Here is a 21,122-nt window from a genome sequence, read left to right on the forward strand (position 1 = left end):
CGGTCACGCCCGTCCCGCTTCCCGGCCCGACGCCGCGGAGAGCACGGCCCGGACGATGTTCTGGTAACCGGTGCAGCGGCAGAGGTTGCCCTTCAGCGCCTCCCGGACCTCCTGCGGGCTGGGGTCGGGGTTGCGCCGCAGCAGATCGCGGGCACTCATGATCATGCCGGGGGTACAGAAGCCGCACTGGAGGGCGTGCTGCTCGTGGAACGCCCGTTGCAGCGGGTGCCACTCGCCGTCCTGGGCGAGCCCGTGGATGGTGGTCACCGCACACCCGTCCGCCTGGACCGCCAGAACCGAGCAGCTCTTGACACTCGCCCCGTCCAGGTCGACGGTGCACGAGCCGCAGTCGCCGGTGTCGCATCCGATCGTGGCGCCGGTGCGGCCCAACCGGTCCCGCAGAAAGCTGACCAGTAGGAGCCGGGGCTCCACCTCGTCCTCGTACTCGGTGCCGTCCACCCGCACGCGGATGCGGTTCACGTGTTTCCGCCCGTTCGCCGGAAGATGCCGTCGACCATCAACATCTGACCGGTCGCCTCGTCGCCACGGTGGTTCTGCTCCAGGGCGACCGCCGAGAAGCCCCGTTCGGTGAGGAAGCTCAGCATCTCGGTGAGCGTCGGCGCGTCCTGGTGCACGGCGACCAACGGCAGTTCGAGTTCGAGCAGCGCGACCCGGTCGAGGACCGGACCCGCGCCCTCGAGGACGGACAGCTCCGCGCCCTCCACGTCCAGCTTCAGGTACACCCGGCGGCCGTCGCAGCCGAGTTCGGACCAGAGCGAGCGCAGCGCCCGCATCGGCACCAGCTCCGTGCCGACGTCGACGTCGTCCGGCCACAGGCGGGAGGGGAGGTCGGTACGCCGGAACACCGACGAGCCGAGTGACGTCCGGGTGAGGTGCAGCAGGACCTGGCCGTCCTCCGGCCCGAGCGCCGCGTGGTGACAGTGCCAGTCGTCGTCCGACCGGGCGGCTTCGGACAGCACGGCGAAAGTGTCGGAGGCCGGCTCGAACGAGATGATCGTCCCGCCGAAGCCGCACTGGCGCAGCCACTTCGCGTACTGACCGCCGTTCGCACCGCCGTCGATGACCACGTCGACGTCCCGGAGGAGGACGCGGCGCCGCTCCTGGGACGTCATCAGGTTCTCGGTGCACGCCGGGAGGTCCCGCACGTCACCCGGTGCCGGACGGACCATGACAACCTCGCTCTCGCCCTGCGGGCCGGTCGGTGCGGTCCCGTCGACCGGTGAGCCTGCCGCCTCGATCGCCGCCCAGACGCGGCTCGGCGTCATCGGCATGTCCACGTGCCGGACACCGAGGTGAGCGACCGCGTCGACGACCGCGTTCTGCACCGCGGGAGTGGCGCCGATCGTGCCCGACTCGCCGATTCCCTTGACCCCGAGGGGGTTCACGTCGGTGGGCGTCTCGCTGGCTTCGAGTTCGAAGTCGGGCAGGTCGGCGGCGGTGACGGTCCGGTAGGCCGTGAGCGTCGCGTCGAGCGGGTGGCCCGCTTCGTCGTGGCGTACCTCCTCGAACAGCGCCTGGGCGATCCCCTGCGCGATGCCGCCGTGGCGCTGGCCCTCGGCGAGGACCGGGTTGAGGATCCGCCCCGCGTCGTCGACGGTCACGTGGCGCAGCACCGTGGTGGCCCCCGTCTCGGTGTCGACCTCGACGACCGAGACGTGCGCGCCGAACGGGAAGGTCGGCCGGTCCGCCTCGAACTCGACGTCGGCACCGATCCGCTCCACCCCGGCGTGCGTGACGACCTGGGCCCAGGTCACGGAGCGGCCGGGGTCGCCTGCCGCGTGCCACGTCCCGGAACCGGTATCGAGGACGACGTCGGCCACACCGGCTCCGAGAAGGTCGGCGACGTGCTGCCGGGCCTGCTCCCTGACCTCGGTGGCAGCCTTGTGGACCGCGGAACCGCCGAGCTGCAGGGATCGGCTCGAGTACGTGCCGACGGCTTTCGGAATCAGGTCGGTGTCCCCGTGAACGACGGTGACCTGGTCCATCGGGATGCCGAGTTCGGCCGCGACCAGCATCGCCCAGGCGGTGTGATGTCCCTGGCCCTGCGTCGAGCTACCGGTCAGGACCGTCGCGTGCCCGTCGGCGTCCACGGCGACGGCGCCGGTCTCCCCACCGCCGCCGGTCATCTCCACGTAGACGCAGAGGCCGATGCCGAGCACGCGCCCGCAGCCGTCCGCCCTGCGGGCGGCCTGCTCTTTCCTGAGGTGGGGGTAGCCGGCTGCGGCGAGGGCCTGGTCGAGGGCCTTCTCGTACTCACCGGAGTCGTACCGGGCTCCGGTCCGGGTGCGGAACGGGAACGCGTCCGGCGCGATGAGGTTGCGGCGGCGGACCTCGGCCGGGTCCATGTCGATCTCGGCGGCGAACAGGTCCACCGCCCGCTCGATGGCGGCCGTGGCCTCCGGCCGGCCTGCGCCACGGTACTTGTTGACCGGGGTCGTGTTGGTGACCACGACGCGGTAGCCGGTCTGCACGTGCGGGATGTCGTACACGCCGGGAGCCATCGTGCAGGTGACGGGGGCGAGGGTGCTGGTGCGCGGGTAGGCACCCGCGTCCTGGACGACGTCGAGCCGGTAGGCGGTGATCGTGCCGTCGCGTCTGCCGCCGATCGTGACGTGGTTGAGCTGGGCACGGCCCTGGGTCATGGCCACGAGGTTCTCGGCGCGGCTCTCCGCCCACCGCACCGCGCCTCTCGACTTCCACGCCGCCCAGGCGACGACGATCGCGTCCCGGTCGATGCCGATCTTCGCGCCGAACCCACCGCCGACGTCGGGGACGACCACCCGGATCACGTCCGGGGGGAGGCCCAGGGACTCGGCCAGGGTGCTCCGGCAGCGCTGGGCGTTCTGGGTGCTGTGCCAGACGGTGAGCCGGGTGCCGTCGAAGGCTGCCGCGGTGGCGCGGCACTCCATCGGGACGCAGGCGACGCGGTGGTTCACGACCTCCCGCTCGACGACCACCTCCGCGTCGGCGAAGGCGGCGTCGTCGTAGGTGTCGCGGTCCCGCTGGTCGGCGAGGTTGGTGCCCGCCTCCTCGAACAGGAGCGTGTCGTCGAGGAGCGCCCGCGCGGGCCCCACGACGGCGGGGAGCCGCTCGTAGCGCACGTCGACGAGCGCGGCGGCGTCCTGGCCGGCATACCGGGTGCCGGTGAGCACCACCGCGACCGGCTCGCCCACGAATCGGACCTTCTCCCCCGCGAGCAGGGGTTCGGCGAAGAACCCGCGGTCGTGCCCCGGTCGCCGGAAGGGCTGGGGTGCGGGCAGACCGGCCAGGTCCGCAGCCGTGTAGACGGCCACCACTCCGGGATGGGCTGCCGCCCTGGACGTGTCGACGCCGGTGATGGCCGCGTGCGCGACCGGGGACCGCACGAAGGTCACGTACGCCGCCCCGACCAGCTCGGGTACCCGCAGGTCGTCGACGTAGGTGCCGCCCGAGGTGAGCAGCCGCAGGTCCTCCATCCGGTTCACCCGGGAACCGAAGGCGCTCACGGTACGACGCCCGGGTTCCTGACGGCGCGCAGCAGGCGGCACGCCACCGGCAGCTCGATCGTCCGGTCGCCCGACAGGCCCAGCTCGTCGTGCAGGTACCCGGTCACCCGCTCGTCCACGGCGTGCCGGGCCTCGACGGAGAGCGCGATCGCGCTGGCGTCGGTGCCCAGGAGCCCGACGATCTCCCCGGCGGTGACCGGCATCGACCAGGTGAAGCGCCGTTCGACGAGAGGGCTGAACAGCGACCCGGTCGGCGGGTCCGGGACGTCACGGCTCGGTGCCGCGGCGGTGGCACCCGGGCCGCTCGCGCGGGCCCGCAGCGCGCGGGTGAAGCGGTCGAGGTCGGCGACCCAGGGGACGGAGAGGTCCCGGTGGTTCCACAGGACGCCGAAGGTGCCGCCCTCTCGGAGCACCCGTGCGATCTCCGGCATGGCGCGCTGCGGATCCATCCAGTGCCACGCCATCGAGATCAGCAGCGCGTCGGCCCTGCCGTCGGGCAGGGGCATCTCCTCGGCGGTCCCCGGCAGCAGTCGCGCCTGCGGGCAGTTGCGGGCGAGGAGTTCACGCATGCGCGGGTCGGGCTCGACGGCGACGACGTACCGCACCCGGTCCACCAGGCACCGGGTCAGCGCGCCGGCGCCGGCAGCGAGGTCGACCGCCGTCTCGCAGTCGTCCGGGAGGAGCCAGTCCAGGGCCGCCGTCGGCACGCCGGGCCGGAAACGGTCGTACCGGTCGGCGATCTCACCGAACGAGAGCCCGCGCGTTCCGATCTCGGTCATGGCCGTCACCCTCCGTCGCCGGTGTCCCCTCAGGTGGCGCGCGCCGCGTTCTTGGCGACCTTCGTCCTGACCGCCTCCTGGAGATCGAGGCCGGTCATCTCGGCGATGCTCGACACGTAGAGGACGACGTCGGCCAGTTCCTCCCCGAGGATCTCCTTCCCCCTCCGCCACGCGGTGAAGGACGCGGCGGCCTTCTCCTGGAGCATGCAGAACTCCAGCGGCACGTCGGTGGTGTTGTAGCCCTTCCGCACCTTGTTGTCCCAGGCGATTCGTTGCAGGGAAGCCAGGTCCATGCTTTCCTCCGTGTCCGGACGGGATCGGTGCTCGTCGAAATGTGGCTCCATACTCCTGTCGGGACGGTGTCCTGCCTACTGGCCCTTCGGCCATGGGGCACCCGCCGGGTCGGTCCGGCGGGCGCCGCCGCTGTCAGTCGTCGATCGCCTGGTAGGCGGCCGTCCAGAAGTCGAGGTAGACCGGCAGCCACCACGACTCGGACTGCACGACGAGGATCGTCGTCAGGTCTTCGGCCGGATCGTTGAACCAGGTCGTGCCGTACTTGCCGTACCACCCGTAGCTCCCGGCCGAGGGGCCGAGGTGGGTGCGTCGGGTGGTGATGCCCAGCCCGAACCCCCAGCCGAAGTCGTCGAAGAACCCCGGCGGCCAGACGAACCGGGAACTCGCCTTCTGCCGCATCGTCAGGTGGTCGGTGGTCATCAGCGTCACCGACGGCCGGGAGAGGATCCGTACGCCCCGGTGGGTGCCGCCGTGGAGCAGGGCCGTGGCGAAGGCGAGGAAGTCGTCGGCGGTGGAGACCAAGCCGCTGGCCGGCGCCTTGAACGCCGGTGGCCGTCTCCAGAGCCCGTCGGTCGTCTCCTCGACGACGAAGGCGCCGGTGGCGGCGTCGCGCACGTAGGCGCTCGCCAGCCGGCCGGCGCTGTCGCGGCCGACGCTGAGGGCGGTGTCCCTCATCCCGAGTGGTCCGAGGATCCGCTCCCGCAGGACGTCGTCGAGCGACATGCCGGTGGCGCGGGTGACGAGCACCCCCAACGCGATGTTGGGGATGTAGTACATCCAGCGCTCACCCGGCTGGTAGGCGAGCGGCAGCGCGCCGAGGCGGCGGATCCACTCGTCCGGGTCGTCCGCGCTCTCGAGCGCGATCAGCGCGTCGGCGATCGGGACCGTTCCGGGCTCGGCCAGGATCGTGCCGGTGCCGAGCCGGCAGGTGAGCAGATCCCGCAGCGTCACCGGGCGTTTCGCCGGGACGGTGTGGTCCAGCGGCCCGTTCGGATCGACGAGTACGGTCATGTCCGCCAGCTCCGGGAGGAACGCGTCGACCGGGTCGTTGAGCCGCAGGGTGCAGTCCTCGACGAGGGTCATCGCGCAGGCGGCGACGATCGACTTCGTCCACGACGCGATGCGGCAGATCGTGTCGGCGGCCATCGGTGTCGTCGAGCCCTCGCCCTCGAAGGCGAGCGTGCCCGTCGCCTCGACGTGGACCTCACCGCGACGGGCGACGATGGCGACCGCCCCTGGACCGTGGCCGGCATCCACGTGACGCTCGAGCACGTCCCGCACCCGGGTCAGGCGTTTCGGCGAGAAGCCGCCTGTGGTCACTTCCCCTCCCCTGTGGTCCGTTCTCGCTCGGGAACGCCGCGCTCGTCGGCCCCTGCGCCGGCCCGCGTCATCGCTCGTCCTCGCCGGTCGACCCGGTGCCGGACGGGGCCGGCACCCATCGCGCCAGGATCCGTACCGGCGCGGGCCGACCGTCATGGAGGACCAGGGGGCCGCCGACCGTGGGCAGCACGGCAAGGCGGACCAGGACGTTGCGGGGAGAGTGGTGCGGTGGCCACTCGTCTTCCCGGATGATGCCCCAGCTCGCCAGGGTGTGCAGGAAGAACGGGTCGGCCGCCGTCCACCGGTCGCCGACCAGCACCTCGAACCAGACGTGCCGAGCCGGGACCGGCACGCCGACCAGCAGCCCCGCAGCGGGCCGGACGGTCAGGCCGGCGGCCTCGGACAGCTTCCGCAGGTACAGGTTGGCCAGTCGGCAGTCGGCCAGTCCGGTGTCGGCGAGGTAGCCGAGGTCCGCCACGAGGGCCTCGGGAAGCCGGTGGAACGTCAGGCGGCGCGCCGCCGCCACCACCTCGTCCAGGGTCGATCCGAAGTCGTGGGCCTGACTCAGCGGCTCGGCCCGCCCGCTCAGCGAGCTTCCGGTGAGCAGTGCGGGCAGGTCGCCCGGCACGATGGCCGCCGCCATGGATCCGATCGTGAACCGGCAGGCCCCGACGTGCCCCGGCGCCGGGCACCGCCAGTTGAGCTTGATCTCGTAGGCCCCACGGTCACGGTGCAGGCCGGCGCCGAAGGTCCGGCTCCACCGCCTCAGGAGCACCCGCTCCGGGCACTCGAGGTCCAGGCCCGACGCGACGTTCGCCAGGTCGAGCGGGTCGAACGACAGCCCGCCACCGGTACGGCGATGAGGCAGCCCGAGGCCGAGCAGCGTCTCCGCCAGGTCGTCGTCGATGCCGTACTGGTGCCGCAGGTCGGCCCGCGCGACGGAGAATGCGCGATGCCGGTCGCCGACGGTCCGGACGCGGGCGACGACGGTCCGCGGCGATACCTGGCCCACTCTTCCTCCTGTCACCGCCACGTGCCCGGCGTCGTCACGCTCAACCGGTGGCACTGTCGTGGCCACGGCTGTCCGGCCCGCTCCGCGCCGGGGTCACCGGAACGTGGTGGATCTCGGGACGGCTGCACGCGACCACCTGCTCTCCGTCGAGCAGCACCTCGGCGGGCATCGGCCGACTGAGGAACCCGATCAGGCTGGCCGACAGTCCGTAGGCGCCGACGTTGGGGATGGCGAGGACCATGCCCGGACGGGCTCCCGGCAGCGGCACGTTGCGGCCGAGCACGTCGAGCGGGGTGCAGCTCGGACCGGCCAGGTCCACCACGGGCACGTCACCCGGGCTCCCCGGTCGGGCCACCGGCGCTGCCCGCATCGGCAGCAGCCGGCCCAGCCCGGTCATTCCACCGAGGACACTGATCCCGGCATCGAGCAGGGCGTAGGTCCTGCCCCGCGTCCGTTTGACGTCGACGACCGTGGTCAGCAACGTGCCGCACTCCGCGACCAGGTACCGGCCGGACTCGAACGTCACCTCCGGGCTGCCCGTCCGCCAGCCCGGGAACGCCTCGTCGAGCCGTTTCGCCGCCTCCGCGCGCAGCCGGGGATAAGCGGGTCGGGAGCCGGGCGCCGCATAGGGGGCGCCGAACCCGCCGCCGAGGTCGAGTACCTCGGGATCGAGCCGACAGGCCCGGACGATCTCGACCGCCGTGTCGACGGCCGCGGCGAGTTCGTCGAGGAGCTGGTCCTCGTCGCGGGCGTTGGTGACGGGAAACAGGTGCAGACCGGTTACCCGAACGCGGTCGGGCACCAGATCCGGTGACCATTCGGCGGCCAGGGTCTCGGCGTCGATGCCGAACTGCGTGGCGGTTCCGGTCATGCGCAGGCCCGGCGCGCCGACGGCACCGCCACCGTTCACGCGCAGGAGCGCGGTCAGGTCGACACCCCGCCGTGCCGCCACCTGCCCCAGGCGCCGCAGCTCCGCGAACGACTCGACCGAGAAGGACCGCACCCCGCCGGCCACCGCGCGGTCCAGTTCGGCCAGCCCCTTGGCGGGGCCGGTGTAGAGCACGTCGTGGCCGTCGGCGCCGGCCCGGGACGCGGCCGAGAGCTCTCCCGGCGAGCTGACCTCCAACCGGCAGCCGGCCTGCCGCAACCGGGCCGCGATCAGCGGATGCGGGTTGGCCTTCATCGAGTACAGCAGGCTCGACGGTGCGGGCAACGCCGCCCGCAGGTCGCGGTACGCCGCCTCCACCCGGGCCAGGTCGTAGACGTACAGCGGACTGCCGTACGCGGCGACGAGCGCTTCCGCAGACGGCTCAACCATGGGTGGTGGTCGCCGCGGCCGGCGCCGGAGGGTCACCGTGGCGCACCGGCGCCTCGACGATGATCGTCAGCGGTTCGTCGGCGGAGCGGCCGACGACGACCGCCCCGGTTGCGGTCACACCGACTCCCGCTGCTCGCGGACCAGGTGCCACAGGTCGCCCGGAGTCGCGAAGACGTCGCCCAGCACCGCCTCGTCGGGAATGATCACCTCGTACGTGTCCTCGATCTCGGTGAGCAGTTGTACCGCCTTCATCGAGTCGAGCCCCGCTGCGAGCAGATCGGTGTCCGGCCTGAGCTGCCCCTCGCCCAGGAAGGGCAGGACGTTCCGGAGGATCCGCTCGAAGCCGGGGTCCAGGCTGTCATCGGTCATGCGGATGTCGTCCCTTCAGCCAGCCAGCGCCCGGGGCGAGACTCGCCGCCGTCCTGGATCCGCCGGGCTCGGCGCAGTCGAGGCAGGCGACCGTCGCGCGGTGCCCGACCGGACGGACTGAGCCCGGCCAGTGACAGGTGGCGTAATTGCGACGGATCAACAGTTCGTGTGACTTCCGAGAAGCCGCTCCGAATCAAGCCCGCACAGAAAGCGCACCTCTTTTTGTCGCGATGACAGGTTCAGTGGCAACACATAGATACATGTAACTTGATCAGTAGGCTAACCGTCGCACCAGCGACCGTCAAGAGGCTTGCGATCCCCATCCGGCCCGCATAGCATCGCGTGCGACCGCACCCCGCAATACCCCTCGACCAGGCGCGGCAAAGATCGTTCTCGGCGCAGGTCGGCGCGCGACGTCGCAACGATTGGCATCCATGCAGAGTGATCCAGATCGCCGGGCTGCGGCGTACCCCGGCATTCGGGTGGACCACCTGGCCGAGCGGGGCGACCCCGACCGTCCGGCGGTGACCCACCGTGGGGAGACCGTCACCTACGCCACCCTGCGGCGCCGGGTCACCCACGCCGCCGCCGGACTGCTGCAACTGGGGGTCGGCCACGGCGACCGGGTGGTCGTCTACACCGACAAGCGGATCGACACGGTGGTCGTCATGCTTGCCGTCGCCAGGGTGGGCGCGGTGCTCGTACCGGTGAACCCACACCTTCGAGAACGTCAGCTCCGGCACGTCGTCAGCGACTGCACGCCCCGGGTGGTCGTCACCGTGGCCGAGCGCGTGGGCATCGTCCGGGCGGCAGGCGGGAACGGCGTCGCACACGTGGTGACGCTCGACGACGTCACCGCCGGCCGGCCGGCCGGCGGTGACCCGGCCGTCGCGGCAGCCGGCGCCGGGACCGTCGAGAACGACCCTGCGGCGATCTTCTACACCTCCGGCAGCACCGGCTCCCCCAAGGGGGTTGTCGTCTCGCACCGGAACCTGGTCGCCGGCGCCGAGAGCGTGGCCGGCTACCTGGCCCACCGGGCCGACGACGTGATCCTGTCCGTGCTCCCGCTCAGCTTCGACGCCGGGTTCAGCCAGGTCACCACCGCTCTCACCGCCGGCGCCCACCTGGTGCTCACGACCTACCTCCGGCCCGGTCAGGTGCCCCTGCTGTGTGCCCGGCACCGGGTCACCGGGCTGACCTGCGTGCCGCCGACCTGGTGCGAACTCGCGTCCGCCGACTGGCCGCCCGAGGCCGCCGCCAGCCTCCGGTACTTCGCCAGCACCGGCGGCGCGATGCCGAGGACCACCCTGGACGGCCTGCGCCACCGCCTCCCCCGGACGCAGCCCTTCCTCATGTACGGGCTCACGGAGGCCTTCCGCTCGACGTACCTGGATCCCGCCGAGGTCGACCGACGGCCGGGATCGATCGGAAAGGCGATCCCGAACGCGGACGTGCGCGTGTTACGGCCGGACGGGACCGAGTGCCAGCCCGGTGAGCACGGTGAACTGGTCCACCGCGGCCCCACCGTGGCCCTGGGGTACTGGAACAGCCCGGAGGCCACCGCCCACCGGTTCCGCCCGGTGCCGGACCGCAACCCCGGCCTGCGCGGTGACGTCGCGGTCTGGTCCGGCGACCTGGCCTACCGCGACGAGGAGGGCTTTCTCTACTTCGTGGGCCGGACCGACGAAATGATCAAAACGTCGGGCTACCGCGTCAGCCCGACCGAGGTCGAGTCAGCCGCACTGGCCACCGGGCTGACCGCCGAGGCGGCCGCGTTCGGCGTCGACGACCCGAAGCAGGGCCAGCGGATCGTCCTCGCGGTGCCGTCGCCCTGCGACACCGAGCTGCTCACCCGGGCGCTCCGGGAGATCCTTCCCCACCACCAGGTCCCGGGCACCGTGGTCACGGTGCCGAGGCTGCCGCGCTCCCCGAACGACAAGTACGACCGACCTGCCCTCCGCCGCATGATCCTCGACGGTCTGGCCCGACCGGTCGCCCCGGCGGCGCCCGTCGCGGACGCGCGCACCGTGTCGCCCACGACGGCACCGCCGCCGGCGTCTACCCCGCCCGAGTCGCGGTGAGGCGTCGGAGGGCTGCGGCTGCCGGCGGCGCCCAGGTGGCCTTCCCGCCCGGACGGCCGTGGACTCCGTTGTCGCCGACGAGCAGGCAGGCGAGTGCCTTCCACACCGCCCAGCCGCGCGCGCGGCGCCGGGTCGCCGCGTCAGCGGCCGGCGAGTAACCCTGGTAGAAGCGGTCGACGACCGCCTCGGGCAGGAGCGCCCAGCAGGCAGCCAGGTCGCACCCCGGGTCCCCCGCGCACAGGTCGCCGAAGTCGATCACCCCGCAGAAGTCGCCGTCACTCGTCAGCAGGTTTGCCGGGTGCAGGTCCGCGTGCAGCCACAGGGCCGGGCCGGTCCATTCCGGCGCTGCCAGCGCGTCGTCCCAGACCTCCCGCACCGCCGCCGGGTCGGGGATCAACCCGCGATCGGTCGCCTCCCGGAGGGAGTACCTGAAGCCCTCGTCGACAGCGGCCAGTGGACCACCACGCCGGTTCCGGCCGACCGGGGCGTCGGCGGGCGCGGGTTGGTGCAGGGCGGTCAGGAAAGCCGCCAGGGTGTCGGCTGCCTCGGCGTCGCGCGTCACGGGGGCACGATCGGCCGGCTCGCCAGCGACCCAGGTGGTGACGATCCAAGGGTGCGGAAACTGCGCGGAGGGCAGCCCCAGACGCTGTGGAACAGGTATCCGCAAAGGAAGGCGAGACGCAATTCCCGGCAGCAGGGCGTGTTCCTTGAGGAGCAGTTCGTCCGCGTCCGACGTGGCCCAGGGCATTCGGACGGCGAGATCGTCCCCGAGCCGCCACAACTGATTGTCCCAACCACGGGCACCGAATGTCAGCGGCAGGTCGGCCAGGTCGGGATGCTGTGCACGGAGCAACTCCGCGATCACCTCTGCGGTGATCTCATTTTTCGGATCCGTCACAGCAGCACTCTAGTGGCAACGCGTTCAGCCAGTACGGTTGGCCGGCTGTCGGGGCCCGCTGTCGACTTCGACGCCCGCTGACCACCGGCGGCCTCCCGGCACGGCAGCCGCTCCAGCGCGCTCGTCTCACCGACGGCGTCGGGTGAGGTGGGTCGCCAGGTGCGTGAGCGAGACGGGCCGCAGCAGGTCGTGCGGGCCGATGCCGCCGTACCCTCGGTCGGCCAGCGCGCGGACCACGGCGGTCGCAGTCGCCGCTCGGCCGCCCACCGAGACGTAGCTCGACGACATGTCGGGCACCAGGTCGTCCGCGTACCGCGTGATCGCCCGCCACAGCGCGACCTCCGCTGGCGTGCGTGGCGTGTCGTGCATCGGGCCGACCCCGTCGCCGCTGGCGAGGACGGGCACGTCACGCCACGCGTCCACGCCTCCCGGCTCGGCGGGAAGCTGGCGGCAGACCACGAACCGGTGCGGGACGATGACGGCAGCCTCGGTGTCGAGCCGGTCGAGAACGTGTCGGCGAAGACCTGCCAGCGACGGTGTCCCTCGACGGCACTCCAGATACGCCGCCAGGACGTCCCGCCCGTCCGCCTGCTCCACGGTCACGACGCACCGCTCCACGGCCGGGTGGGTCTCCAGCACGGCTGCCACCTGATCGCGGTTGACGAGACATCCGTCGACCCACGACCACTGCGGACCGTACTCCGGGCGGGAGATGCCCGCCGCCTCGACGAGATCCGTGAGATCACGGTCGATGGCCGTCCGATCCCCGGCGAGCATGAGCAGGATCGCCTCGATCCCGGTGACGAGACAGCGAGCTTGCTCGGGGGGCACCAGGACCCCGTGGGCGACCAGTACGAGTTCGTCCACCCCGGAGCCGGGTCGCACGTCGAGGCGGACGTCCAGGTTCGAGTGCCCGATGTCGAGCGGCTTGACCGTCACCGCGCGCGCCGCCGGCCGGTCCCCCGGTGCCGTGCTCTGCGTCTGCTGGGACTCGTTGAAGTCGAAGTTGACGCAGATCCGGATCAGCAGACCGCGTCGTACCTGCGTTCGCGCGATCATGTCCCGGCTGTCCATGAAGGAGCAGCGGGCGCGGCGGAAGCCGGCCAGCATGGCCCGGCGCACCACGAGGACGGCTTCGCGTGCCGTGGTCCCGGCCGGAAGGGGCAACCACAGGAGGGCCGGCTGGAACAGGCAGGCGGCCGAGCGTCGGGTCGCCGGGTCGAGGCGGTTGCTGAAGTCCGAGTGGAGGGTCAGCCCGTATCCGCCCGAGAGGTCGCGCAGCAACGCGGCGAACGCGGCCAGGTACACCACCGACCGCGTCACCCCGAGCCGGTCGGCCAGGCCCGACGTGGCTGTCGGCAGCCGCTCCGAGTGCAGCGTCGCCCTGACGTGGCCACCTGCCGACAGGGAGCGCCCCTGGGCCAGGCCGGCGAACGTCCACGCCGCGGAGCGGGAGTAGACCTCCTCGCCGTACGCGAGCCCGGCCCGGAGGACGCGCTGCCCCGCCGCGGATTCCTGGAAGGCGACCTGGTCGAGGGGCTGGCTGACCGGCGTCTCCTCGTCCGGGTCGAGCGTGCCGGCGACACCCCGCGAAATGGCCTCCGCGAGTACCGTCAGTCCCGTTCCGTCGGTGGCGAGGTGGCTGCACACCAGGAGCAGCATCCGCACGTCCCGGCCGGCGAGAAGATAGGCCCGGACCGGCCACTCCCGCTCGACGTCGATGGCGACCCGCTGGAAGTCGAGACTGGCGCGGTAGATCTCCGCCGTGCCGCCGACCGGGACCAGCCGCACCGCCGGCCGGTAGGGCGCTCGGACCAGTTGGCGGGGACGGCCGTCGGTGTCCAGGGTGTAGGTGGTGCGGAGCGATTCGTGCCGGGCAACCAGCGCCGCCAGCACGGCCTCGGCTGCCGCCACGTCCGTCCGCGTCGGCACCCGGACGAGCACGGGCAGATTGAGGGCGGACCGGTCCGCAGGTGGTGGTGAGTTGTACCCGAACCAGAGGAACTCCTGGCTCCAGGTCAGGGGGCCGTCCCTGACGACCGGCGTGAGTCGGCCCCCGTCCGGATCCTCCATGTCGCGCCCCTTCCGTCGAGTCGGACCGGGTGACGGCCCCGATCGGTGCGGAACCACCGGCGACCGGGCGACGCCCCATGGTCACCGGCCGGTGGACACCTCAGTGCCCCATCCCGACACCGCCGTCCACGGGTATGACCGCTCCCGTGACGAAGCCCGCGCCCTCCGACGCGAGCCAGGTGACGGCCGAGGCCACTTCCTCGGGAGTGCCGAACCTGCGCAGGGCCGCCTCGCCGACGATCCGGTCCCGTCGTCGCTCGGGGAGGTCCTTCGCCAGGTCGGTGGAGATCAGCCCCGGGGCCACGACGTTCACGGTGACGTTGTGGGGGCCCATCTCCCTGGCCAGCGATCTGGCGAGACCGACCAGCGCCGCCTTGCTCGCCGCGTAGTTGGCCATGCCCTCGAAACCACGGAGGGCCGCTACCGACGAGATGAAGACGATCCGCCCCCGGCCCATCCTCACCATGTCCGGGTACGCGCAGCGGGTGGCGTAGAAGGAACCGCCCAGATTGGTCTCCAGGACACGGAAGAACTGCTCGTCGCGCATTCCCATGAGAAGCATGTTGTCGGCGATGCCCGCGTTGTTCACCAGGACTTCGACGGGGCCGTGGAGTTCGCGCGCCTTCTTGAAAGCGGCGGACACGTCCTGGGGAACGGACACGTCGCACCTGATCGCGTGCGCACCGTCCGGAACGTCGGAGCCTCGCTGGGCGACCGCGACCCGGTCCCCCTGGGCGAGGAATGCCCGGGTGATCGCCGCACCGATGCCTCGGCTGCCACCAGTCACCAGTACCGAACGCCGCACGAGACACCCTCCGTTGTCAGCACCGACGGTCACGGGTCGACCGCATGCTCCCAGCTACCCGTGGGCGTGGCAACCCGCACCGGACCTCGTCGACCGGCCCGCGCGCCGCAACCGACCACACCGGACCCGACACGTGATCGCTCGGCCGGGACGTAGCACGTAACATCGACGTCGACAGTTTTCTTGCTGACCGGAACTCCGCACGGATCATGCCGATGAGCTCGCAGAACGGTAGATCACACAGCGTCCCTCGATCGCCCGAACCGCCACGCAGAGAGCAGCCGGAGACACTCGCCGGCACGAGCCCACGGGAGGCGTCCGTGCAGCAGTTGCAAGCCGACTTCCGGGATCCACGGTGCGCCCGGCCGGTAGATTTCGCAGAGCCCGACGCCCCGTACCGGGTCGTGGGCAGTCTCGACGAACGCGGCTTCGCCGTGGTCGCGATGGCGGAGCCGGGTCCGCCCGAGGCCAAACTCGCAGCACTGTCCGCGGCACTCCGGCTGGGCAGTCCCTACGTTCCGGCTCTCTACCGCTTCGCGGAGACGAAGGAACACTCCGCCTCCTACAGCGACATCCGCAGCGACCCGAAGGACCGACACCCCGCCTTCAGCACCACGGCTGGCCAGTCCTGGCACGTGGACGGCCTGCTCGACGCCATCGGCCACATCAGGACGACCATCCTGTACTGCGTCCGCCCCGCCCACCGGGGCGGGGACACCCTGCTCTTCAACGCGGTGGCCGCCTTCGCCGAGCTGCGCGACAAGGACCCGGCCGCAGCGGACGCACTCTGCTCCCCCGACGCGCTGAGTCGCCGATCCACCATCCCCGCCATCGACGTCAGCACCACCGGCCCGGTGTTCTCGGTGGACGGACGCGGTGACCTCGTCACCCGGTACACGGACAACGAGACCTGTACGTGGAACTTCTCGGCCGGCCCACCCGGCGGCCTCCGCAGGGCACTGGCCTTCCTCCGCGCGGCGACCGACGACCCGCGGTACCGACTGGCGTTGCGCCTGGCAGCCGGCCAGGCTCTGGTCTTCCGTAACGACCGTCTCTCCCACGGCCGGCAGTCCTACGAGGACGGGCCGAACGGGCGTCGCCACCTGGTCAGAGCGCTCTACACCGAGGGCCCCACCGCACCCACCTGACCGGTCCGCCCGCACCAGCCGGGGCCCGCGACCGGGTCGGGACCGGCGAGCCGCTCCGGGACACGCACCGGCGAGAGGACAGCGCATGGGAAACACGCTCCGTCTGTGGCGGGCGCTGTGGTCCGCGGGGAAAGGGACCACGGTCGCCATCACCGTCATCCGGCTGGTGGAGAGGCTGGTTCCGGCGGCGACCGCCATGGTGGTGGGGCTGTTCGTGAGCCGGGTGACGGCGCTGGACGGCACCGGAAGTCTCGGCATCGTGCTGGTGCCGCTGGTGGCGTTCGGTGTGGTGCTGTTCGTGAGCCACGCCGCGGAGGCGGTGGTGGAGCCGCTGGCCTATCTCACCCAGCAGCGGATCGACGGGGCACACCGCGCGGCGGTGACCCGCCTGGTGGCGGGCAGCCCGACCATCGACGTCCTGGAGCAGCCCGAGGCGCAGCGCCTGATCCGGCTGGCCAAGGCGGACCCGGACGAGTACACGCAACGCACGCCGGGGCAGGCCGCCCTGGCCGAGCTCGACCAGACGGCGGATGCCGTCGGGGTGGCCGCCGCCTGCCTCGTGGTCGCCCAGTTCGCCTGGTGGCTGGTGCCGTTGCTGCTGGTTCCCGCGCTGCTCTGCCTCCGGCTGCGCTACCGGCAGCGACGGACGTTCATCCGGCTCTGGCGGGCGCAGCTCGACGACCTGCTGAGAGCGGATCGCTGGCAGGGCATGCTCACCTCGCCGGGAGTGGGCAAGGACCTGCGGGTCTTCGGTTTCGGCGACTGGGCCGTACGTCGACTGCTGGCGCAGCACGTGGTCCGCTGTGAGCCCATGTTCGCCCTGTGGAAGCGCAGCATCCGCGGCCAGTCGTGGATCCTGCTGCTGGTGGCCCCGCCGTTGCTGATCGCGATCACGGCCGTGGCGGCGGGCGCGGTCCGGGGGCAGGTCTCGATCGCGACGGAGACCGCGGTGGTGACGGCCGCGGCGGCACTGTTCACGATGATGGGTCCGGGCGAGACCGCACTGACCCGGCTGGCGGGACTCGAAGCCGTCCGGGCGTACGACGAGTTGACCGAGTTCATCGGGAGGGGCGCCCGACGTCGTCCCCCGGCCCCGGCCCCGGCCCCGGCCGACTCCTCGGCTCTTGTCCGTTTCGAGCAGGTCGGCTTCAGCTACCCCGGAACGACGCGCGCCGTGCTCGACGGACTCGACCTGGAGATCCGCCCCGGCGAGCTGCTCGCGATCGTCGGGCTGAACGGAGCGGGCAAGTCGACGCTCATCAAGCTGCTCGCCGGACTGTACGAGCCGACCCGTGGGCGCGTTCTCGTCCGCGACGGCCAGGACCTGTCCGACCTGAGGGCCGACGCCTGGCGGGAGCGGATAGCCGTCGTCTTCCAGGACTTCGTCAAGTACGAGCTGTCCGCCGCCGACAACGTCACTCTCGGCCGTCCCGGCGGGGTACCGGAGCCGGGCGCACTGGCGGCGGTGGCCCGGGAGGCGGGGCTGCAACCGGTCCTCGACCGCCTCCCCGACGGCTGGGAAACACCGCTGGCACGCTCCCGCACGGGTGGCGTGGACCTGTCCGGTGGCCAGTGGCAGCAGGTCGTGCTGGCCCGAGCACTGTACGCGCTGCGCACCGGGGCGGAACTCCTCGTCCTCGACGAGCCGACCGCCCACCTGGACGTCCGTACCGAACTCGAGGTCTTCCAGCGGCTGGCCGAACGGCGCGACGAGGCCGGGGTGGTCCTGATCTCGCATCGTCTGTCGACGGTGCGTCAGGCGGACCGGATCGTGCTGCTCGACGGCGGCCGGATCACCGAGTCCGGCACGCACGACGAGCTGATCGCATCGAACGGCAGCTATGCCACGATGTTCCGGACCCAGGCGAGGCGCTTCCAGCAGGGCTACCGGCACGCGACCGAGGAGGACGAATTGCGGTGAGGCGCTACCTGGCACTCTGGGCCGAGATGCTGAGGATCTCCTGGCGGCGGGATCCGGTCGCCACGGCGGCGATGTTCGGGGTCTGCGCGGTGACCATCGCGGCCGCCGCCGGGATCGCCCTGTCCCTGCGTACGGTGATCGACGCCAGCGCCCACCGCGCACTGGGCACGGCCGTCGCGGCGGCCTGCGTCGCGGCTGTCTGTTACGCCGTGTCCGTGGCGTTCCACCAGACGATCTGGGATCTGCTCCCCCTGCTGTCGGACACGGTCAACCTCGAGCTGCGACCGAGGATCCAGGGGTGGATCGCCGGGATCGAGGGCCTGGACCACCTGGAGCGCACCGATTTCCTGGACAGACTGGAGGGAGCACGCGACAACGGCTGGCAGATCTCCGTCAGCCTGTGGCACATGGTGATGGCGGTGCGCTCCGGCCTGCAACTGGCCGTCACCCTGGTCATCCTGGGCACCGTCAGCCCCTGGCTGCTGTTCCTCCTGCCGATCGCCGCGCTTCCGCTGTGGTTCGACCACCGCGGGAAGCAGGCGGTGGTCGACACCGAGATGGCGACCGCCGAGGTGTTCCGGCTACAGCGTCATCTCTTTCACCTGGGTACCCAGGCCGACAGCGGCAAGGACATCCGCGTGGCGGGCGCCGGCGAGGAGATCGCCCGGAGGCAGGCCGCCGCCTGGGACGAGGCGGTGCACCTGCGCTACCGGGCACGGATGCGTGCGGCGGGGTGGAAGTTCGGCGGCTGGGCGGTGTTCGCCTGCGGGTTCGTCGGAGCGCTCGCCCTGGTCGCCTACCAGGCGGCGCACGGCCGGAGCACCCCCGGTGACGTGGTGATGGCCGTCACCGTCGCGTCCGGCCTCCGGCAGACCGTGCAGCAGGCGGTGGGCCGCACGGCCAGCACGCTCGCCACGAGGACGGCCATCGAGTCGTACTTCTGGCTGCGGGAGTACGCCGCCGCCGAGGCGGCCCGCACGGTCGGCAGGACCCCCGCGCCCGCCCGGCTGGACAGGGGCATCACCTTCGAGCACGTCTCCTACCGCTACCCCGGCACGGACCGCCTCGCCCTCGACGACGTCAGCGTCCACCTCCCGGCGGGGACCGTGGTCGCGATCGTCGGCGAGTACGGGTCGGGCAAGACCACCCTGGTGAAGCTCCTCGCCAAGTTCCACCGGCCGGACGAGGGCCGGATCGTGGTCGACGACACGGACCTCGCCGACCTCGACACCGCCGACTGGCGCTCACACGTCAGTGCCGCTTTCCAGGATTTCGGACGCCTGAGGACCACCTTCGCCGAGGGGGTCGGCCTCGGCGACCTGCCGTACCTGGCCGACCGCGAGCGGATCACCCGTGCGGTGCGGGAGGCCGACGCCACCACCCTGGTGGAGCGGCTGCCGCACGGCATGGACACCCGACTCGGGCGCGATCTCGGCGGCGTCGACCTCTCCGAGGGCCAGTGGCAACGCGTCGCGCTCGCACGCGCCGTCATGCGCGACGGCCCCCTGCTGTTCGTCCTGGACGAACCCACCGCCTCCCTCGACGCCCCCAGCGAGCACGCCATCTTCCAGCGCCAGATGGAACGCGCCCGGCAGCTCGCCGAGCGGACCGGGGCGATCACCGTGATCGTCTCGCACCGGTTCTCCACGGTGGCCGGCGCCGACCTGATCCTCGTCCTCGACCAGGGCCGGCTCGTCGAATCCGGCACCCACGCCCACCTGGGCGCCCTGGACGGGGGCCGCTACGCCGCCCTGTACGGGATCCAGGCGGCAGCCTACCGCGCCTGAGGAGGACGCCCCGACCCCTGGCGGGGCGCCTGGTCCGCCGCGATGGCCAACCGCAGGAAGTTGGAGGTGCCGTCCATGAACTCGAAGGCGTAGACGTCGCGGCACCACTTCTCGAGCAGCGGGTGTGCCAGCAGGCCACCCGGGCCGAGCGAGGACTCCGCCCACCGGGAGACCTCGACCGCCAGGGCGGTGGCGTGCACCTTGGCGACACACGGTGCCCGGCGGTCGTCGGGGTGGTGGTCCACCTCGACCGAGCTGTCGTACAGCAGCTCCCGCGCCGCGTCGAGCCGCGCCGACACCACCTCGTGCCCGGACCACCCCGTCCGCTCGGCGCACACGTAGTCGCGGATCGCGAACGCCACGCCGAGCGCCTGGGCCCCGATCTGTAGCCGCATGATGTTGAAGGCCCGGCCGGCTCCCCAGATGCCCCGCCGAGACGCCGGCAGGTGGCTGCCGAGCAGCAGGTCCGCACCGACCGGCACCGCGTCGAAGGACATCTCGCCGATGCAGGCCCCGCGCAGGCCGATCATCTCCAAGGTGCTGCTCCGGAAGGAGGAGGTCCGGCGGAGCAGCAGGACGGCCCGGATCGACAGGGCGCTGCGGCCGGTGCGGGCGAACACCACTCCGATCCCGCCGCGCGCGGCGTTCGCGACGTACCGTTTGACCCCGCTCAGGCGCAGGCCGGTGTCCGGGTCCGGATCGAGTCGGGTCGACATGGCGGTCGCGTCGCTGCCGTGCATCGGTTCGGTCATGCCGAAGAAGGTCCAGAGCCGGTGCTCGGCCAGCTCGCGGTAGAACAGCTCCTGCTGCTCCCGGCTGCCGAGCACGTCCACGGCGAGACCGGCCAGGCCGGGGGCGGCGCAGGCGTTCAGCACCCCGGCGTCGCCGTGGGCGAGCTCGAGGTTGGCCACGGTGCGGGCCAGGCAACTCTCGGTGTACGGCCGGGCGCGGGACGGCACGTCCCGCGGCCGGAACCGGTGGGGCGTGGCCATGACCCGGACCAGGTCGAGGGCAGCGGAACGCTCCAACCGGGCGCGGTCGAACGGATCGGCGTCCACCGCCAGGGCCAGGGAGCGCAGCTCGGTGCCGAGTTCGCGGCCCAGGTCGCGTAGCTGCCGTAACGCGGTGCTCAGCTCGGGCACGACACCCCTTCCCGGCGGATCCAGCAGTTCGCGGTCAGCCGGGACACGTAGGCGCTGGACGCCGGCCCCTGGCCGACGTACCCGCTGGCGCCCAGCAGCTTCGCCAGCTCCCAGTCCAGGGCGGTCAGCCGGTCGTGCACGTCGGCGACGGCCACACCGAGGTGGCCCGCGACCAGCAGGCACCGGCGCGCCGCTTCGATGCCGAGCCGCGCGTCGGCCAGGGTGCCCTGGACGAGTTGCTTGCGCAGCGTCGGTTCCCCGCCGACGATCCGGTGGGCAAGGTGCTCGACCACCCGCTCGACCAGGCGGCGGGTGACGCCCAACCGGACCGCGCCCAGCCGGGCGCCGAGCGCGGTCAGTTCGGCCGGCGCCGCCGGCGACGGGCCGGACCGGACGAAGCTGATTCCCTCGCGGGACGCCATCTCGTGCGGGATCACCGGTGCGCCCTCCGCGACCAGAATGGACGGCACGGCCGCGATACCGCCCGGGGCGGCACTGATCGCCGTCCCGCTCAGCGCCTTCCCGAGGCCGACGGCGAGACCGTCGGTGTGGCCTGCGTGCTCGCACTCTCGGATGGTGTCCCGCATCGCATCTCCGTCCTGCCGGTCGACGTATCGACGTGCCACGAGGTTTGCGCGTCAATAATGGTTGTGTCAAGGCTCGCCGCCC

General features: G+C 72.1%; 18 protein-coding genes. 4 read left to right on the forward strand and 14 right to left on the reverse strand.

What is annotated here, in order from left to right; genetic code table 11:
- Positions 1 to 3 precede the first annotated feature (3 nt).
- The 9 genes from AB0F58_RS02245 to AB0F58_RS02285 form a co-directional block, all read right to left on the reverse strand.
- Entirely contained in the window at positions 4 to 480 is a 477-nt protein-coding gene (locus AB0F58_RS02245) for a (2Fe-2S)-binding protein (RefSeq protein ID WP_357136681.1), read from the reverse strand.
- Entirely contained in the window at positions 477 to 3,476 is a 3,000-nt protein-coding gene (locus AB0F58_RS02250; protein WP_357136820.1) for an FkbM family methyltransferase, read from the reverse strand. The genes AB0F58_RS02245 and AB0F58_RS02250 overlap by 4 nt, the downstream gene beginning before the upstream one ends.
- 26 nt (positions 3,477 to 3,502) lie before the next feature.
- Positions 3,503 to 4,285 carry a class I SAM-dependent methyltransferase gene (locus tag AB0F58_RS02255; RefSeq protein WP_357136684.1) on the reverse strand — a complete coding sequence of 261 codons (783 nt, stop codon included), beginning with the start codon at positions 4,283 to 4,285 and terminating at the stop codon, positions 3,503 to 3,505.
- Between the two features lie 29 nt (positions 4,286 to 4,314).
- The gene (locus AB0F58_RS02260) at positions 4,315 to 4,578 is read right to left on the reverse strand and encodes a MazG nucleotide pyrophosphohydrolase domain-containing protein (protein ID WP_357136685.1); all 264 of its coding nucleotides are present in this window, start codon (positions 4,576 to 4,578) and stop codon (positions 4,315 to 4,317) included.
- A 133-nt stretch (positions 4,579 to 4,711) separates the two neighbouring features.
- Positions 4,712 to 5,899: a serine hydrolase domain-containing protein gene (locus AB0F58_RS02265; RefSeq protein WP_357136688.1), complete on the reverse strand. Its 1,188-nt coding sequence runs from the start codon at positions 5,897 to 5,899 to the stop codon at positions 4,712 to 4,714.
- A 67-nt stretch (positions 5,900 to 5,966) separates the two neighbouring features.
- Positions 5,967 to 6,911: a transglutaminase domain-containing protein gene (locus AB0F58_RS02270; protein ID WP_357136691.1), complete on the reverse strand. Its 945-nt coding sequence runs from the start codon at positions 6,909 to 6,911 to the stop codon at positions 5,967 to 5,969.
- Positions 6,912 to 6,951: 40 nt separating this feature from the next.
- Positions 6,952 to 8,229 carry a type III PLP-dependent enzyme gene (locus AB0F58_RS02275; RefSeq protein WP_357136693.1) on the reverse strand — a complete coding sequence of 426 codons (1,278 nt, stop codon included), beginning with the start codon at positions 8,227 to 8,229 and terminating at the stop codon, positions 6,952 to 6,954.
- A complete protein-coding gene (locus AB0F58_RS02280; protein WP_357136695.1) occupies positions 8,222 to 8,347 on the reverse strand; it encodes a hypothetical protein in 126 nt (41 codons plus the stop codon). Before AB0F58_RS02280 ends, AB0F58_RS02275 begins: the two co-directional genes overlap by 8 nt.
- Positions 8,344 to 8,598: an acyl carrier protein gene (locus AB0F58_RS02285; RefSeq protein ID WP_357136697.1), complete on the reverse strand. Its 255-nt coding sequence runs from the start codon at positions 8,596 to 8,598 to the stop codon at positions 8,344 to 8,346. The genes AB0F58_RS02280 and AB0F58_RS02285 overlap by 4 nt, the downstream gene beginning before the upstream one ends.
- A 434-nt stretch (positions 8,599 to 9,032) precedes the next feature.
- Between AB0F58_RS02285 and AB0F58_RS02290 the strand changes: the two genes are divergently transcribed.
- A complete protein-coding gene (locus AB0F58_RS02290) occupies positions 9,033 to 10,679 on the forward strand; it encodes an acyl-CoA ligase (AMP-forming), exosortase A system-associated (RefSeq protein ID WP_357136699.1) in 1,647 nt (548 codons plus the stop codon).
- Here AB0F58_RS02290 and AB0F58_RS02295 read toward each other — a convergent pair.
- From AB0F58_RS02295 to AB0F58_RS02305, 3 genes are all read right to left on the reverse strand, one after another.
- Positions 10,657 to 11,577, reverse strand: coding sequence for an aminoglycoside phosphotransferase family protein (locus AB0F58_RS02295; RefSeq protein ID WP_357136702.1), 921 nt, complete (start codon positions 11,575 to 11,577; stop codon positions 10,657 to 10,659). The two genes, AB0F58_RS02290 and AB0F58_RS02295, sit on opposite strands and share 23 nt — an antisense overlap.
- A 126-nt stretch (positions 11,578 to 11,703) precedes the next feature.
- Positions 11,704 to 13,650, reverse strand: a complete 1,947-nt coding sequence (locus tag AB0F58_RS02300; RefSeq protein WP_357136705.1) for a condensation domain-containing protein — start codon at positions 13,648 to 13,650, stop codon at positions 11,704 to 11,706.
- 100 nt (positions 13,651 to 13,750) lie between these two features.
- Positions 13,751 to 14,455, reverse strand: coding sequence for a 3-oxoacyl-ACP reductase family protein (locus AB0F58_RS02305; protein WP_357136823.1), 705 nt, complete (start codon positions 14,453 to 14,455; stop codon positions 13,751 to 13,753).
- 320 nt (positions 14,456 to 14,775) lie between these two features.
- Between AB0F58_RS02305 and AB0F58_RS02310 the strand changes: the two genes are divergently transcribed.
- The 3 genes from AB0F58_RS02310 (at position 14,776) to AB0F58_RS02320 (ending at position 19,311) form a co-directional block, all read left to right on the forward strand.
- The gene (locus tag AB0F58_RS02310; RefSeq protein ID WP_357136708.1) at positions 14,776 to 15,603 is read left to right on the forward strand and encodes a TauD/TfdA family dioxygenase; all 828 of its coding nucleotides are present in this window, start codon (positions 14,776 to 14,778) and stop codon (positions 15,601 to 15,603) included.
- An 85-nt stretch (positions 15,604 to 15,688) separates the two neighbouring features.
- Positions 15,689 to 17,524: an ABC transporter ATP-binding protein gene (locus AB0F58_RS02315; RefSeq protein ID WP_357136711.1), complete on the forward strand. Its 1,836-nt coding sequence runs from the start codon at positions 15,689 to 15,691 to the stop codon at positions 17,522 to 17,524.
- Complete coding sequence (locus AB0F58_RS02320; protein ID WP_357136713.1) at positions 17,521 to 19,311, forward strand: ABC transporter ATP-binding protein; 1,791 nt, start codon at positions 17,521 to 17,523, stop codon at positions 19,309 to 19,311. Before AB0F58_RS02315 ends, AB0F58_RS02320 begins: the two co-directional genes overlap by 4 nt.
- Here AB0F58_RS02320 and AB0F58_RS02325 read toward each other — a convergent pair.
- Both AB0F58_RS02325 and AB0F58_RS02330 read right to left on the reverse strand, forming a co-directional pair.
- Complete coding sequence (locus AB0F58_RS02325; protein WP_357136714.1) at positions 19,299 to 20,453, reverse strand: acyl-CoA dehydrogenase; 1,155 nt, start codon at positions 20,451 to 20,453, stop codon at positions 19,299 to 19,301. The genes AB0F58_RS02320 and AB0F58_RS02325 overlap by 13 nt on opposite strands.
- Positions 20,441 to 21,040, reverse strand: coding sequence for an acyl-CoA dehydrogenase family protein (locus tag AB0F58_RS02330; protein ID WP_357136716.1), 600 nt, complete (start codon positions 21,038 to 21,040; stop codon positions 20,441 to 20,443). The genes AB0F58_RS02325 and AB0F58_RS02330 overlap by 13 nt, the downstream gene beginning before the upstream one ends.
- Positions 21,041 to 21,122: the final 82 nt, after the last annotated feature.

Origin of the sequence: Micromonospora sp. NPDC023956, assembly GCF_040639195.1 — a bacterium.
Classification (GTDB): domain Bacteria; phylum Actinomycetota; class Actinomycetes; order Mycobacteriales; family Micromonosporaceae; genus Micromonospora.